The sequence below is a fragment of the Mesobaculum littorinae genome, assembly GCF_004011175.1.
Classification (GTDB): domain Bacteria; phylum Pseudomonadota; class Alphaproteobacteria; order Rhodobacterales; family Rhodobacteraceae; genus Tranquillimonas; species Tranquillimonas littorinae.
The window spans coordinates 766432-782023 of sequence record NZ_RQXX01000002.1 but is presented as its reverse complement, the minus strand read 5'-3'; the positions used below and the strand labels follow the sequence as shown (position 1 = coordinate 782023).

Genomic DNA, 15592 nt, shown 5'->3' with positions numbered 1-15592 from the left:
AACAGGGGCGCAGTCCGCGAAGACACGGGCCGCTCCGAACCTTCCGGTTTGTCCTGTGTTCGGGGGTGTCCCTGACAGCAAGCGTGCCGGCCCCTCACCTGGGGTATAGTGCGCCGGGCGACAGAGCGCGCCGCCTTGCCCCCCGCCCGCGGATCTGACGCAAGGGGAACGGAGAGGCACCGAAAGGGCGGCCTTGGGCTTGCACCTGACCGCGTCCGCCCCCGCGCATGTGATCGTGGGCGGGGTTGCCTCTTCCCGAAAAAACGTCACAGTCGCGTGGCTTGCCCGAACTGCAGCGGGACCCCCCCGATGACCGATCTCGACACCCTCATCGCCTGTCCGAACTGCGATGCGCTTTATACCGTGGCCGAACCCGATGCACATACGCGCGCGGTGTGTACGCGCTGCCATACCGTGCTGATCTCACCGCGCCGGAATGCCGGGCTTCGGGTCATCGCCCTGTCCTCGGCCGCGGTGATCCTGCTGATCGGGGCCAGCCTGGCGCCGTTTTTGCAGATCAACGTCGCGGGGATGTCGAATTCGGCCACGATCTTCGAGACAGCGCTGGCCTTTACCGGCGGGCCGCTTCTGCTGCTGTCGCTGGCCGTCACCGCGATGATCGTGATCGTGCCGCTGGTGCGGCTCCTGCTGATCCTCTACGTGATGATCCCGCTCGTCCGGCAGAAGCCGCCGGCCCGCGGCGCGACCGGGGCGTTCCGGCTGGCCGAAAGCCTGCGACCGTGGTCGATGGCCGAAATCTTCGTGATCGGCTGCGCGGTCGCGCTGGTGAAAGTGGCGGATTTGGCACGGATTGATTTCGGCCCCGCGTTCTGGATGTTTCTGGTGCTCGTCGGCATTATTCTGGTGCAGGACGGTATGATGTGTAGATGGTCGATATGGAAAGCGCTGGAGGACAGCCGAAAGTCGTGACCGCGCGGTCCTCGGGACTGCTCGCCTGCCGCCGCTGCGCCAAGGTCTGGCCAGCGGGGACGGAAAGGTGCGGCCGCTGCGGAAGCCACCTGCATTCGCGCAAGCCCGGATCGCTCAGCCAGGTCTGGGCGTGGTGGATCGCGGGCTTCATCTGCTACATCCCCGCCAACCTCTACCCGATGCTGAAGACCCGGATGCTGTTCGACGTCACCGATGCCACGATCATCGCCGGTGCGCTTGAACTGGCGCATCACGGGTCGGTCTTCATCGCCATCATCATCCTGATCGCCTCGGTCCTGATCCCGCTGGCCAAGTTCGGGGCCATCGCGCTGCTGGCGCTGGGCGTCGGACGGCAGACCCGGATCGGCCCCGGGCGTCGCCACGTGCTTTATGAACTGGTCGAATATATCGGCCGCTGGTCGATGATCGACGTCTTCGTCGTGGCTATTCTGACCGCGCTGGTGCAACTGCACTCGGTCGCCTCGATCACCCCCGGTCCGGCGGCCATCGCCTTTGCCCTGTCGGTGATCTTCACAATGCTGTCCGCACAGGCCTTCGACCCGCGGCTGATCTGGGATCTCGACGCGCCCGAACCGGGCGTGAACGAGGATCAGCCGCCGCGCGTCACCTCTGCCAACGCCCCAGTCCAAGGACCCGCCGGTTGACCGACACCCCCCCGACACCCGACATGAAACCCCGTCGCAAGCCGTTCCTGCGCGGCGCCTCGGTGGTGTGGCTGGTGCCTGTCGTCGCGCTCGGCACCGCGCTCTGGGTCGGCTACCGCTCGCTGGCCGAGCGCGGGCCGCTGATCCACATCTCCTTCGACAACGCCTCGGGCGTCTCGGCGGGCGAGACCGAGCTGCGGTTCCGCGATGTGGCGGTGGGCCTGGTCGAAGAGGTCGGCTTTTCCGAAAGCCTCGACCACGTCGTGGTGTCGGTCCGGCTGGAACCCGACGTCGCCCCTTACGTCGACGAAAGCGCACAGTTCTGGGTCGTCCGGCCCGAGGTCACGACGCGGGGGGTCACGGGGCTCGACACCGTGCTGTCGGGCGTCTTCATCCAAGGGCAATGGGATGGCGACCCCAACGGACTGGAACGCGACCAGGACGGCCTGGCCTCGGCGCCGCTGGGCGAGCTGGGACGCGATGGCCTGCGCCTGACGCTGCGGTCGAACCGCGAGGACGGGTTCACCGAGAACACGCCGATCCTGTTCAAGGGTATCGAGGTCGGCCGCATCGGTCCCGCCCAGATCACGCAGGACGGCAGCGCGGTCTTTTCCGACGCGATCATCTTTGCCCCGCATGACCGGCTGGTCACCACCGCGACGCGGTTCTGGGACACCTCGGGCTTCCGCTTTTCGCTGGGCCCCAACGGGGCCGAGATCGACTTCAACTCGATCGCCAGCCTCGTCGCGGGCGGGATCACCTTCGACACGCTGGTGTCGGGCGGCGATCCGGTGCGCGACGGGCTGACGTTCTTCGTCTATCCCGACGAACCCACCGCGCGGAACAGCGTCTTCGACAATCCCGACGGGCGCACCGTGTCGCTGTCGGTGGTGTTCGACGAAAACGTCGCGGGCCTGAGTTCGGGCGCCAATGTCGAACTGGGCGGCATCCGGGTGGGCCGGGTCGCCAATGTCGGCGGATACATCGACGCCGACCGCTTCGGCGACCGGCGGGCGCGGCTTCAGGCCGTGCTCGACATCCAGATCGGGCGGCTGGGCCTGGGCGACCGTCCCTCGACGCGCGATGCGCTCGACTACCTCGCCGACCGGGTGCAGAACGGGCTGCGGGCTCGGCTGGCCAATGCCAGCATACTGACCGGCGGCCTCAAGGTCGAACTGGCCGAGGTCGACGACGCCACCCCGGCGCAGCTGGATCTCGACGCCGATCCCTATCCGCAGCTTCCCACCGCGCCCGGCGACATCCGTGACGTATCGGCCACCGCCGAAGGCGTCTTCGACCGTATCAACGCGCTGCCCGTCGAAGAGCTGCTGGACAGCGCGGTCACCTTCCTCGACACGGCGACGGCACTTGTCGGCAACGACGACATCCAGGCGACCCCGGGCGACCTGCGGGCGCTTCTGGGCGACATGCGTGGCGTCGTGGCATCGGACGAGGTGCAGAACCTGCCGGGCGACGTCTCGGGCCTCGTGGCCGAACTGCAGGCCACCGTGGTCGACCTGCGCGCCACCATCGCCCAGGTGAACGAGGCGCAGGCCGTCGAACGTATCGTCGCCGCGGTCGAACGGGCCGAAGAGACGCTGGCCGAGACGACCGAGGGCGTGCCGTCGCTGCTGACCGAGTTCGAGGGCCTCGCCGCCGATGCGCGGGCCCTCCCGCTCGAGGCGCTGATCACCCGCGCCACCATGGCGCTCAACACCGTCGAGGGCTTCGTGGCCTCCGAGGGGACGCAGGCCCTGCCCGCCGACGTTTCGGCCGCGCTGGCGGATCTGCGCGGGCTGGTGAACGACACGCGCGGCCTCGTCACCTCGCCGCAGGTGCAGGAGGTGCCCGGCGCGGTCACCGCGCTTCTGGACGAATTGCAGGGCACCGTCGCCGAACTGCGCAGCACCGTGGCGCAGGTCAACGAGGCGCAGGGCGTCGAGCGGCTGCTGACCGCGATCGACGCGGTGGACCTGGCGGCCGAGGACGTCTCGACCTCGATCGAGGGCGTGCCGGCGCTGGTGGCCGAGCTGGAATCGGTCGCCGCTTCGGCCAACGAGCTGCCTCTCGAAGAGCTGACGAACCGGGCCAGCGCGCTTCTGGCGACCGCCGACAGCGTGCTCGGGTCGGAAGCGACGCGCGCCCTGCCGACCGAGCTTAATGCCGCGCTGGCCGACCTGCGGCGGCTGCTGAACCAAACCACGGATTTCGTGGCCTCGGACGAGCTTCAGGCGATCCCGGGCGATGTCTCGGCGCTTCTGGCCGAGCTTCAGGGCACGGTGGGCGACCTGCGCGGCGTCGTGGCCGAGGTGCAGGCCGCCGGCCTCGCCACGCGCCTGACCGAAACGCTGGAGGCGGCCGAGGCCACGGCGCGCGACATCTCGGGCGCCACAGCCGGCGTGCCGGACCTGATCGCCGAGCTTCAGGGCGTCGCCGCCGAGGCGCGCAATCTGCCGCTGACGGATCTCGTGGCGCGGACCACCGACCTGATCGACAAGTTCAACGAACTGGCCGGCTCCGAGGAAACCGGCCGCCTGCCCGAACGTCTGAACGGCGTGCTGAGCGAGGTCGAGGCGACGCTGACCGAACTGCGTGACGGCGGGGCGATCAACAACGTGAACTCGGCTCTCACCTCGGCCGAGGCCGCGGCCCGCGCCATCGAGGACGGCGCCGCCTCGGTTCCCGGGCTGATCTCGCAGATCAACACGCTTCTCGCACAGGCCGGCACGACGCTCGGCGGCTATTCCGAAACCTCTGAAACCAACCGCCAGATCCGGGCCGCGCTGAACGACGTGCAGCGCGCTGCCGAGGCGGTGACCTCTCTCGCCCGCGCCATCGAGCGCAGACCGAACTCGATCATTCTGGGACGCTGACATGCCGCTTCGCCGCCTCACCCTCCTCGCGCTCGCCGCGCTGCCCCTCGCCGCCTGCTCGGGCGACATCGTCCGCTACCCCTCGGCCCCCGTGGCCAACACCGATCGCGTGCGCATCCCGCACGCGACGGTCGAGGTGGCCGAGGTCACGCTGCCGACCTATGCCGCGGTCGAGGAGATCTACATCCAGGACGCCACCGGTGCGCTGACCGCCTCGAACGACCTCCTCTGGGCGGACGAGCCGTCGCGCGCGGTGACGCTCACGCTGGTGCGCAACCTGTCCGAGATCACCGGCGCCCGCATCGCGCCCGGCCCCTGGCCCTATGAACAGCTCGCCGACGCGCGGCTCGAGGTGAATGTCGAGGAAATGGTCGCCCGCACCACCGGCAGCTTCCACATCTCGGGCCAATACGTCGTCGCCGCCGAGGCCGGGCTGGGCCGCGACCGGTCGGGGTTCTTCGACATCACCGTGCCGCTGGTGGCCGACCCAGACGCCCGCGCCATCGCCGCGGCCCGCGCCGCCGCGGTGTCGCAACTGGCCGGCGAAATCGCCCGCAACGGTCTGCGCTAGGCCGCAGGGACGGCGCGGGCGACCGCGGCGCGGGCCCGACGCCGCCACCATCGGGACGGTCCACCGGGGGGACGCCCTCTGGCCTCCGGGATCGGTGACCGCCCCGGATCGCGGCTTTGGCCATCCAGCCGGGGCCCGTCCAGACGTCGTTCCGCCCCGCGCACCGGCGCCGGGCGTGATCCCGGGTCCCCCCCGGACACTCGGCGGTAAGCCGCGCCCCTCCGGCGCGCGCGGGCCTTGTGCCGCCCTGCCGCTTGGGCCAGAAGCGGATCACAGCCGGAGGAGTTTCATGAAGATCGCCACCTTCAACATCAACGGCGTCAAGGCGCGGATCCCCGCCCTGACCGACTGGCTGGGCGAAAGCGCCCCCGACGTGGCGCTTCTGCAAGAGATCAAGTCGGTCGACGAAGGCTTCCCCCGCGACGTGTTCGAGGATCTCGGCTACGAGGTCGCGACCCACGGGCAGAAGGGGTTCAACGGCGTCGCGATCCTGTCGAAACTCCCGCTCGAGGATGTGACGCGCGGCCTGCCCGGTGACGACGACGACGATCAGGCCCGCTGGATCGAGGCGACCGTGACCGGCACCCGCAGCCTGCGCCTGTGCTGTCTCTACCTGCCCAACGGCAACCCCGCGCCGGGGCCGAAATACGATTACAAGCTGGGCTGGATGGCCCGGCTCGAAGCGCGCGCGCGCGACCTGCTGGCCAGCGAAGAGCCCACGATCATGGCGGGCGACTACAACGTCATCCCGCAGGACGAGGATGCCGCCCGCCCCGACGCGTGGCGCACCGACGCGCTGGCCCTGCCGCAAAGCCGCGATGCCTTTCGCCGCCTGCTGAACCTCGGGTTGACCGAGGCGTTCCGCGCCCGCGCCCAAGGCCCGGGGCACTATACCTTCTGGGATTACCAGGCCGGCGCATGGAACCGTAACGACGGCATCCGCATCGACCACGCCCTGCTGACCCCGCAGGCCGCGGACCTCATGAACGACTGCTGGATCGAGGCGCAGGTGCGGGGGCGCGACAAGCCCTCGGACCACGTTCCGCTCTGGCTCGACCTCGACGCCTGACCCACCCTGTCCCAAGGAGAGACACCCATGCGTAGCCCCGTTATCGCCCTGCCCCTTATCGCCGCCCTTGCCCTTCCCGCCTTCGCCGAGACCCGCGAAGAGCGGCTGGAGGTCGCGTCGGACTATGTCGAGCTGACGCTCGAGGACATGGATCTCGACGCGCTGCTGGCGCAGATGTACGAGCCGATCTTCGCCCAGGTCGAAGCGGGTGGCGGCGAGGTCACCGACGAACAGCGCGAAGAGGTCAAGGCGCTTTACAGCGAAAAGATGATGCCCGGCCTGCGCGACATCATGGAAGAGCAGGACGAGGTCATGGCCGACCTGCTGAGCTACGAGGAAATCGTGGCCCTGCGCGATTTCTACGCCACCGACGAAGGCCGCAGCGTGATGCGCAAGATGCCCGAGATCATGGCCCGCCAGCAGCCCCAGATCATGAACTACGTGCAGACCACCATGCCCGAGGTGATGCCCGAACTGCAGCGTATCCTGGAACCTGCCGAGTAAGACAGGCCCGCAGGAAACCCGTCGCATCCGGTCCGCGTTCGCCCTATCGTAACGGAAACCGGAACGGATGTGACGAGTGATGCGACAAGCGGCGATGGTCGGGACCCTCGGGTTTGCCCTGTGTGTCAGCGCGGCGGCAGTCGCGGGCGGCGGGGGCGGTCGTGGTGGCGGCAAGGTGCACAGCACCACCTCTGCCGCCGCATGTCCGCCCGGCCTGGCCGGGAAATCCCCGGCCTGCGTGCCGCCCGGACAGGCACGGGGCGGCGGTTCTGACGACGCCGGTTTGCGGGTCATCACCACCGCCCCGCAGCCCGCTCGGCCCACGACAGACCCTGAGGTCTATGCCGACGGGACGACGCGCACGCGGCAGCTCACCGAAATCACCGCGCCGGACGGGCACATCTATCGCATCGGCGACCGATTGAACCGGGACTGGAGCGATGAGTATCGCGTGATCGACCGGCCCGCCGCCTTCGACCTGCCGCCGCTTGTCGGGTCGGACAGATACCTGCGGATCGGCGACACCGCCGCGCGGATCGATCCCGAAACTCGGGAACTGATCGAGTTGATCGCCCTTATCTCGATCATCATCGACTAGGGGCCGATCATCCGATGCTTAAGGCTGCAACATGATCCTGCGCCCTGCCCTCGTCCTTGTGGCGATGGCCCTCGCCAACCCCGCGGGCGCCTGCGCGACAGCCTCGACCGGAGCGAAATGCGCCAGCGTCGGAGATGGCACTGGGCTGGGCGGCGGCGCGGGAAAGTGGCTGAAGGCGCCCGAGCGGGTGGTAGAACACGACGTCGGCGGCACGCTGCCGCGGGGAGAGTTCAACGTCGTGCTGAACACGGCCTACCACGGTCTGCCGCCCGCCACGGCGGACTGGCTGTGGTACAGCGTGGGCTACGATTACCTTCGGGTCGACCGGCGCACGATGGAGATCCTCGAACGCCGGCCGCGCTAGGCCTATTCCGCCGCGACCTTGCGGGGCTTCAGCATCGGTCCCAGATAGCGGCCGGTATGGCTGGCCTCGACCTCGGCCACGTCCTCGGGCGTGCCGGTGGCGACCACGGTGCCGCCGCCATCTCCGCCCTCGGGACCGATGTCGATGATCCAGTCCGCGGTCTTGATGACGTCGAGATTGTGTTCGATCACCACCACGGTGTTGCCCTGCTCGACCAGCTCGTGCAGCACCTCGAGAAGCTTTTTGACATCCTCGAAATGCAGGCCTGTCGTCGGCTCGTCGAGGATATAGAGGGTGCGGCCCGTGGACCGACGCGCCAGCTCTTTCGACAGCTTGACGCGCTGCGCCTCGCCGCCTGACAGCGTCGTCGCCTGCTGGCCCACCTTGATGTAGCCCAGCCCCACGTGACACAGCGCGTCCATCTTCTCGCGGATGCTGGGCACGGCCTTGAAGAACTCTTGCGCGTCTTCAACCGTCATATCAAGAACGTCGGCTATGCTCTTGCCCTTGAACTGAATTTCCAGCGTCTCTCGGTTATAGCGCGCGCCGCCGCAGGTCTCGCAGGTCACGTAGACATCCGGTAGGAAGTGCATCTCGATCTTGATGACGCCATCGCCCTGGCAGGCCTCGCAGCGGCCGCCCTTGACGTTGAAGCTGAAGCGCCCGGGCTTGTAGCCGCGCGCCTTGGCCTCGGGCAGGCCCGCGAACCAGTCGCGGATCGGGGTGAAGGCGCCGGTATAGGTCGCGGGGTTCGACCGCGGCGTGCGGCCGATGGGCCGCTGGTCGATGTCGATGACCTTGTCGAGATGTTCGAGCCCCTTGATCGTCTCGCAGGGCGCGGGCGTCTGCCGCGCACCGTTCAGCCGCATCGAGGCCGTCTTGAACAACGTCTCGATCGTCAGCGTCGACTTGCCCCCGCCCGACACGCCCGCGACGCAGACGAACTTGCCCAACGGAAACTCGGCCGTGACATTCTGCAGGTTGTTGCCGGTGGCGCCGACGACGGTGATCGCCTTCTTGTTGCCCTTGCGCCGGTCGGTCGGCACCGCAATCTCGCGCTTGCCCGACAGGTAGTCGCCTGTGACCGAGTCGGGGTTCGATGCGATTTCGCCCGGCGTGCCATGCGCCACGACCTGCCCGCCATGCACGCCCGCCCCGGGCCCGATGTCGAAGACGTAATCGGCCTCGCGGATCGCCTCTTCGTCGTGTTCCACAACGATGACGGTGTTGCCCTGGTCGCGCAGGTTCTTCAGCGTGGTCAAAAGCCTGTCGTTGTCGCGCTGGTGCAGCCCGATCGAGGGTTCGTCCAGCACGTAGAGCACGCCCGTCAGGCCCGATCCGATCTGGCTGGCCAGCCGGATCCGCTGGCTTTCGCCGCCCGACAGCGTGCCCGAATTGCGCGACAGGGTCAGATACTCCAGCCCGACGTTGTTGAGGAAACCCAGACGCTCGCGGATCTCCTTGAGGATGGCGCGGGCGATTTCGTTCTTCTGCTTGCTCAGCTCGGCCGGGACGCTTTCGCACCAGTCATAGGCTTCCTTGATCGATTTCTCGACAACCTGCCCGATGTGCAGGCCGGCGATCTTGACCGCCAGCGCCTCGGGCTTCAGCCGGTAGCCGTGGCAGACGCCGCAGGGCCGGTTGTTCTGGTAGCGCTCGAATTCCTCGCGCACCCAGGCACTGTCGGTTTCGCGGTAGCGCCGCTCCATGTTGGGGATCACGCCTTCGAAGGGACGCGACACCTCGTAGACGCGGCCGCCCTCGTCATAGCGGAACTTGATCTCGGTCTTGTCCGACCCGCGCAGGAAGACGCGCTGCACCTCTTCGGGCAGATCTTTCCAGACGGTCGAGGTCTTGAACCCGTAGTGCTTGGCCATCGCCTGGATGGTCTGGGTGAAATAGGGCGACTTGCCTTTCCGCCACGGCGCGATCGCGCCGTCGCCGACCTTGAGGTTCTGGTCCGGCACGACGAGGCGTTCGTCGAAAAAGAGCTCGACCCCCAGACCGTCGCAGGCGGGGCAGGCACCGAAGGGCGCGTTGAACGAAAACAGCCGCGGCTCGATCTCGGGGATGGTGAAGCCCGAGACGGGACAGGCGAAGTTCTCGGAGAAGGTGATGCGCTCGCCCTCGCCTTCCTTCGGCGCGGTCTCCAGCACGGCGATCCCGTCGGCAAGGTCCAGCGCGGTGCGGAAGCTGTCGGCCAGCCGCGTCTCGAGCCCCTCGCGCACGACGATGCGGTCGACGACGACGTCGATGTCGTGGCGGAACTTCTTGTCCAGTGTCGGCGGCTCGTCCAGCTCGTAGAACTGCCCGTCGACCTTGACGCGCTGGAAGCCCTGCTTGCGCAGTTCGAGGAATTCCTTGCGGTACTCGCCCTTCCGGTCGCGGATGATCGGCGCCAGCAGGTAGCCGCGCGTGCCCTCTTCCAGCCCCATGACCCGGTCGACCATGTCCTGCACCTGCTGCGCCTCGATCGGCAGGCCGGTGGCGGGGCTGTAGGGGGTGCCGACCCGCGCGAAGAGAAGCCGCATGTAGTCGTAGATCTCGGTCACCGTGCCGACGGTGGACCGGGGGTTCTTGCTGGTGGTCTTCTGCTCGATCGAGATCGCGGGCGACAGGCCGCTGATGTGATCGACGTCGGGCTTCTCCATCATGTCGAGGAATTGCCGCGCGTAGGCAGACAGCGACTCGACATAGCGGCGCTGGCCCTCGGCGTAGATCGTGTCGAAGGCGAGACTGGATTTGCCCGAGCCCGACAGGCCGGTGATCACCACCAGCTGGTCGCGCGGAATATCCACGTCGATCGACTTCAGATTATGTTCGCGCGCGCCGCGAACCTCGATATGCTTCAGCTCGGCCATCGCCCACCTCTTCGGAACCGGACAAGAGATAGGCGCCTTGCGCCGAGTCTCCAACCCAAAATTGGAACGTTTGGCGAACGAGTTAAAGTGGCGCGCGAATTCGTCCGAGTCGCAGGCGCAAAGCGGCCACAATGGCCAGACCGCCGGCGGCCAGAAGACCCGTCAGCGCAAAGAGACCTGCCGTCCCGCCCGCCGACAGCGCCAGCGCGAACAGCGGCGTGCCGCAGAAGGTGCCGACATTGCCCATCTGCGCCAGCGCGCCATTGGCCCGGGCCCGCCCGGACAGATCGGTGTTGAACCACGGGATCGCGGCAAAGCTCGCCCCCGGCACCACGCCGATGGCGACGAACAACGCCGGGGCAAGAGGCCCGCGCAGGTCGGGCAGCACCAGCATTGCCGCCGCCAGCCCCAGCGTCGCGGCAAAGCCCGCGACCGCCAGCCACAGCGGCGCTATCCGCTTTGCCGCGACCCCGGCCCCCATCGTCGCCGCGAGGGCCACCAGAGGCAGCGCCACGGCCAGCCCCGCCACCCCCAGCCGGTCGGGAAGGAATGTCAGCAGCGCCACGTAGGTCAGCGTGTGCCAGAGGAAGATCAGGCCCGGCGCCATCGCGCGCGGGTCGGCATAGATCTCGCGCAGTTCCCGCCCCAGTTCGAATTCGCCCGTCTCGCGCACCCGCCGTGCCGGCAGGACCGGCAGCAGCAGCACGGCCGCCGCCAGCATCGCGCCCCCGTGCACGGCAAAGACCAGCGGCAGGCCGCCCCGCGCTAGAAGCGGCGGCAGGATCACGGTGATCAGCGCAAAGGCCACCCCGAAGAACGTGCCCCAAAGCCCCATGACGACCGGGTGATCGCGCGGGCGCGACGCCTCAATCATCAGCGACGGCGCCGCGACGACAAGCGCCAGGTGCGACATCCCCTCGGCCGCGCGGGTCAGAAGCAGGAGCCACAGCGGCAGCCCCGCGGCCTGGATCAGCGACAGCAGCCCGCCTGCGACCAGCGCCGCCAGCACCGACCGCCGCAGCCCCGCGCGCGCCACCAGCCCGCCCGAGACCGCGCCCAGCACGATGCCCACCAGCCCGACCACCGAGACGGCGAATGGCAGCGCCAGCCCGGCCGCGGGATAAAGTGCACCCAGTTCGGTCAGCGTCAGGGAGACCTTGCCGAATTGCCCGGCGGCCAGAAGTCCGGCAAGCCACAGCAGGATCACGAGCCGCCAGTCGGTGCGAGAGGGTGGTGTCATGGGGCTTTTGAACACCGACGCGCCGCGGGGGGAAAGCCCCCTTTGCGCAGAAATGGCGAAGGGCCGGTATTCGGCGGGGGTCTGCGCAGGGGGCGGACGCCGGGACGGGACGGAGGTTTCGGGGCGGGGGCCAAGGGACGGTGGCAGCGGAATGGTGGCAGCGGGACGGTGGCTGCAGGATGGTGGCTGCGGGATGGCGGTCGTGGCACGGCAGTGGCCCGGCGACGTCGGGGCACCCGGCCCGGGACGAAAAAACGTGAAAATAGCGCTTGCGCCCGCCTGATGGTTTTTCTAGATACGCCCCCACGCAAGCAGCGTGACACTGACACGCACCAAGGCTGGCCCGTTCGTCTATCGGTTAGGACGCCAGGTTTTCAACCTGGAAAGAGGGGTTCGATTCCCCTACGGGCTACCACTTTTCCCCGAATACCCTTGCTTCCGAACTACGGGCGCCCGACTTTCCGGGTTCTTTGGGACAGCTTGCACCAGCTTGGCCTCCTCGACACGGTCAAGGCTGACCTTCGCCAGGCACTTGCGGTCGATATAGCGGACATACGGCGCCGACGACTTGAAGTCGGAGTGCGACAGCCGGGCCGCGATCCCGTAGACGTTCGCCCCTGCCTCCGCACGCTCGTGCGCCGTGGCCTTCCGCACGCCACCCTGCGACCGCGTGAAGCGTCGCTTTTTCGTCGTGGTTCCCGTCTTCTTGCTGACGACCTCCACCTGTTTCGACAGGCCCGCCTGGACGCACCATTTCGCGATCCTGTACCCGAGGCTGTTCTTCGACGCGAACGGCTCGCCCTTCGAGCTGAACAAGAAAGCGTCAGGGCGGAATGCGTCCAGGGGGTGAAATCGAGGACGGCAGTGATCTCGCGCGGCTGACGTTTCGATCCGAACGGCTTGGATGGAATGGATACGCAGACCGATGCCGAGGGACTTCGGGTCTGCGGAAGGATCTCGTCCGGTGGGCGGAGAGGGCGAGGGCAGCCCGGTCTAACGGCCGAAGCCCTCCCCCACCTGCAAGGCGGCATCGAGTTCCCAGACGTGGCTGAAAGGCCAGGCGCTCGGTCCTGCCCACCCCGCGGCACTGCCGGTCTGATACCGACGAGCTTCGAGGCACGATTTCGAAAGCGTCCGACGAGGCCCGTTGCGCACCGGCAGGCCGTCGCCTCTCAGATGCTGGTGGTCATGCCGCCGTCGACGAAGATCGTCTGACCCGTCACGAAGGACGCGGCCTCGCTCGACAGGAAGACGGCCGCGCCCACGAGCTCCTCAACATTACCCCACCGCCCGGCCGGCGTGCGCTTTTCGAGCCAATCCGTGAAGGACGGATCGTCGACGAGCGCCTGGTTCAGGGGCGTCTTGAAGTAACCCGGCGCAAGCGCGTTGACCCTGAGGCCGTGCTGCGCCCAGTCCGTCGACATGCCGCGCGTGAGGTTGCGCACGGCGCCCTTGGTCGTGGTGTAGGGCGCGATGCCCGGACGCGCGAGTTCGGCCTGGACCGAGGCAATGTTGACGATCCGGCCCGTGCCCCGTGCGATCATGCCCTTCGCCACGGCCTTGCCGACATAGAACAGGCTGTCGACGTTCGTCCGCATCAGGCGCGACCACTCCTCGTCGGGAAAGTCCTCGAGCGGCGTGCGGAACTGCATGCCGGCGTTGTTGACGAGGATGTCGATTGGACCGGCCTCCTCCAGCCCGGCCACCGCTGCGCGGACCGCCTCGGGGTCGGTCACGTCGAACGACGCGGTCTCGACCTCGAGGCCGTCTCGCCGGAGATCACCGGCGGCGGCCTCGAGCTTGCTCTCGGTGCGTCCGTTCAGGATCACGCGCGCGCCGTGCTCGGCGAGGCCGCGGGCGAGCGCGAGGCCGATCCCCTGGCTCGATCCGGTGACGAGGGCGCGCTTGCCGGCGAGGTCGAAGAGAGGTGACATGTGGATGGGTCCTTTCAGATGGATCGCGGGATCAGCCGAGGAGGTCCCAGAGGCCCGTCGTCAGGACCGGGAACGCTTCCAGAAGCAGGATCACCACGAGGGTGGCGATGATAAACGGGATCGCCGCCCGGAAGATCGGCCCGGGTTCGACCCTGGCGACCTGGGCAGAGACGAAGACGAGGATGCCGACGGGCGGCGTCACCCCGCCGAGCTGCAGCGCGATGATCATCACGATCCCGGCCTGGACGGGGTCGACCCCGAAGCTCGACAGTACCGGCATGAAGAGCGGCGCGGTGATCAGCATTGCGGGCGTGAGATCGAGGAACATGCCGATGACGAGGAGGAAAGCAGTCATCAGAAGGAAGATCACCATCCGCCCTTCGACGCCCTCGCTCAGCCACGCGACGAGGTCCTGCGGCACCCGGTCGGCGATAAGCACCCACGCGAAGGGGGCCGAGGCCGCGATCAGAAAGGTCACGGTCGCTCCCTCCACGCCGCATTCCCGGAAGTTGTGAAAGAAGCTCTTCCACGAGTATTCCCGGAAAACGAATTTCCCGAGGAGGAAGACGTAGAAGAGCGTCATCACGCCCGCCTCCGTCGCGGTCGTCACACCGAAGCGGATGCCGCCGAGGACAACCACCACGACGAGCAGAACCGGGAACGCCCTGAGGAAGCTCGACCAGATCTTCGATGCCGGGGCCCGCTTGGATGCGGCCTCATACCCCCGCACGCGAGCGATGATGTACGAGGTGATCATAAGCGCGGCTGCGAGCAGAAGTCCCGGCACCACGCCGCCGATAAAGAGCCGCGCGATCGAAACGTCGACCACGGAGGCGAAGACCAGCATCGCGATCGCCGGGGGCACCACGTTCGGCAGGAGAGCCGAGGCCGCGGTGATCGCGCAAGAGAAGGCGGGCGAGTAGCCGCGTTTGACCATCTCGGGCACGATGATCTTCGTCGTCGTCGCCGCGTCGGCGCTGGTCGAGCCCGAGACACCACCCAGCATGAGACTGTTGAGAACGTTGACGTGCGCGAGCCCGCCCCGGAAGTGCCCGACGAGGCTGCCAGCAAAGTCGATCAGTCGCGTCGAGAGCCCACCGAGGTTCAGAAGGTATCCCGCCGAGAGGAAGAAGGGGATCGCAAGCAGGATGAACTTGCCCGCCCCCGCCACGGCATTCTGCAGCACGGCCTGGGCGGGAAGAAGGCCGCCGGTCCATGTCGTGAAAAGGACGCTGCCGATCAGGCAGAACGAGATCGGCGTGCCGATCAGCATGAGCACGAAGAAGGCCCCGAGCATGACCGAGCTCTGCGACCACCCCGAGATCACCGGCAGCGGTGCGACCGCTTCAAGGATGACATAGGTGATGCCCGCCAGGATCAGCGCAGCCATGCGGCGCATGAAGACGCGGACATCTTCCGTGTCGTTCGTCAGAAGCAGCAGCGCCCCGATCACGCCGGAGGCCGGGATCACGGAGTATCGCAACGGGTTGGGCCAATGCAGGCTGGGACTGGTGCCGCCCACGGTTTCGACGAGAACCATGCCCTTCGTCGCGAAGGCGATCAGGCTGAGAAAGATCGCCGCGTCGCGCAGGAGGTCGAGCGCATGGCGCGTCCTTCCCTCCGTCATCTCGGCGAGCAGCGACATCGAGACGTGGCCGATCCGTCCGATCCCGACCGCGGCGCCGAGGAAGATGATCCAGGTGAAGGACCAGAGCGCGAACTCCTCGCTCCACGACAGCGCGTCGTTGAAGACATAGCGCGTGATCACCCCGGTCAGGACGACCAGCGACATGACACAAAGGATAACGAAAACGGCCGTCGACGTGATCCAGTCGAGACCGAAGTGCAGCCGTCCGAGGGCGGCCAGCCAGGCCGGCCCGGTGCGCGGATCGACATGCGCCTCGCCCCCGGATTCGGGGAATTCCCCCTGTCCGCTTTCCTCTGCCATCTCGCTCCTCCCCCCTTGTCGCATGACGAAGACCG

At 67.7% G+C, this 15592-nt stretch carries 13 protein-coding genes and 1 tRNA gene; 9 read left to right on the top strand and 5 right to left on the bottom strand.

The window, feature by feature from the left end; all coding sequences use genetic code 11:
- Window positions 1-309: 309 nt before the first annotated feature.
- The 8 genes from EKE94_RS08365 to EKE94_RS08330 all read left to right on the top strand — a co-directional run bounded on the left by EKE94_RS08365 (window position 310) and on the right by EKE94_RS08330 (window position 7574).
- The gene (locus EKE94_RS08365) at window positions 310-930 is read left to right on the top strand and encodes a paraquat-inducible protein A (protein WP_127906127.1); all 621 of its coding nucleotides are present in this window, start codon (window positions 310-312) and stop codon (window positions 928-930) included.
- A complete protein-coding gene (locus EKE94_RS08360; protein ID WP_407940887.1) occupies window positions 897-1595 on the top strand; it encodes a paraquat-inducible protein A in 699 nt (232 codons plus the stop codon). The genes EKE94_RS08365 and EKE94_RS08360 overlap by 34 nt, the downstream gene beginning before the upstream one ends.
- On the top strand, window positions 1592-4468 hold the full coding sequence (locus tag EKE94_RS08355) for an MlaD family protein (RefSeq protein WP_127906125.1): 2877 nt from the start codon (window positions 1592-1594) through the stop codon (window positions 4466-4468). The genes EKE94_RS08360 and EKE94_RS08355 overlap by 4 nt, the downstream gene beginning before the upstream one ends.
- Before the next feature lies 1 nt (window position 4469).
- On the top strand, window positions 4470-5039 hold the full coding sequence (locus EKE94_RS08350) for a PqiC family protein (protein WP_127906124.1): 570 nt from the start codon (window positions 4470-4472) through the stop codon (window positions 5037-5039).
- A gap of 289 nt (window positions 5040-5328) precedes the next feature.
- Window positions 5329-6108, top strand: coding sequence for an exodeoxyribonuclease III (gene xth / locus EKE94_RS08345; protein ID WP_127906123.1), 780 nt, complete (start codon window positions 5329-5331; stop codon window positions 6106-6108).
- 27 nt (window positions 6109-6135) lie between these two features.
- Complete coding sequence (locus EKE94_RS08340; protein WP_127906122.1) at window positions 6136-6612, top strand: DUF2059 domain-containing protein; 477 nt, start codon at window positions 6136-6138, stop codon at window positions 6610-6612.
- A gap of 79 nt (window positions 6613-6691) precedes the next feature.
- Window positions 6692-7210, top strand: coding sequence for a hypothetical protein (locus tag EKE94_RS08335; RefSeq protein WP_164870860.1), 519 nt, complete (start codon window positions 6692-6694; stop codon window positions 7208-7210).
- Between the two features lie 31 nt (window positions 7211-7241).
- Complete coding sequence (locus EKE94_RS08330; RefSeq protein WP_127906120.1) at window positions 7242-7574, top strand: hypothetical protein; 333 nt, start codon at window positions 7242-7244, stop codon at window positions 7572-7574.
- Window positions 7575-7576: 2 nt separating this feature from the next.
- On the opposite strand, the gene uvrA is transcribed toward EKE94_RS08330, so the two are convergent.
- Both uvrA and EKE94_RS08320 read right to left on the bottom strand, forming a co-directional pair.
- Window positions 7577-10435 (bottom strand): excinuclease ABC subunit UvrA, encoded by a 2859-nt coding sequence (uvrA, locus tag EKE94_RS08325; protein ID WP_127906119.1) that lies wholly within the window; start codon window positions 10433-10435, stop codon window positions 7577-7579.
- A gap of 82 nt (window positions 10436-10517) precedes the next feature.
- Complete coding sequence (locus tag EKE94_RS08320; RefSeq protein ID WP_127906118.1) at window positions 10518-11675, bottom strand: MFS transporter; 1158 nt, start codon at window positions 11673-11675, stop codon at window positions 10518-10520.
- A gap of 340 nt (window positions 11676-12015) precedes the next feature.
- Here EKE94_RS08320 and EKE94_RS08315 point away from each other — a divergent pair.
- Window positions 12016-12090 (top strand) — tRNA-Glu (locus EKE94_RS08315).
- Here EKE94_RS08315 and EKE94_RS08310 read toward each other — a convergent pair.
- From EKE94_RS08310 to EKE94_RS08300, 3 genes are all read right to left on the bottom strand, one after another.
- Window positions 12078-12491 carry a hypothetical protein gene (locus tag EKE94_RS08310; protein WP_127906117.1) on the bottom strand — a complete coding sequence of 138 codons (414 nt, stop codon included), beginning with the start codon at window positions 12489-12491 and terminating at the stop codon, window positions 12078-12080. The genes EKE94_RS08315 and EKE94_RS08310 overlap by 13 nt on opposite strands.
- Before the next feature lie 356 nt (window positions 12492-12847).
- A complete protein-coding gene (locus EKE94_RS08305; protein ID WP_127906116.1) occupies window positions 12848-13609 on the bottom strand; it encodes an SDR family oxidoreductase in 762 nt (253 codons plus the stop codon).
- A 31-nt stretch (window positions 13610-13640) separates the two neighbouring features.
- Window positions 13641-15557, bottom strand: a complete 1917-nt coding sequence (locus tag EKE94_RS08300; RefSeq protein ID WP_164870859.1) for a TRAP transporter large permease — start codon at window positions 15555-15557, stop codon at window positions 13641-13643.
- Window positions 15558-15592 lie beyond the last annotated feature (35 nt).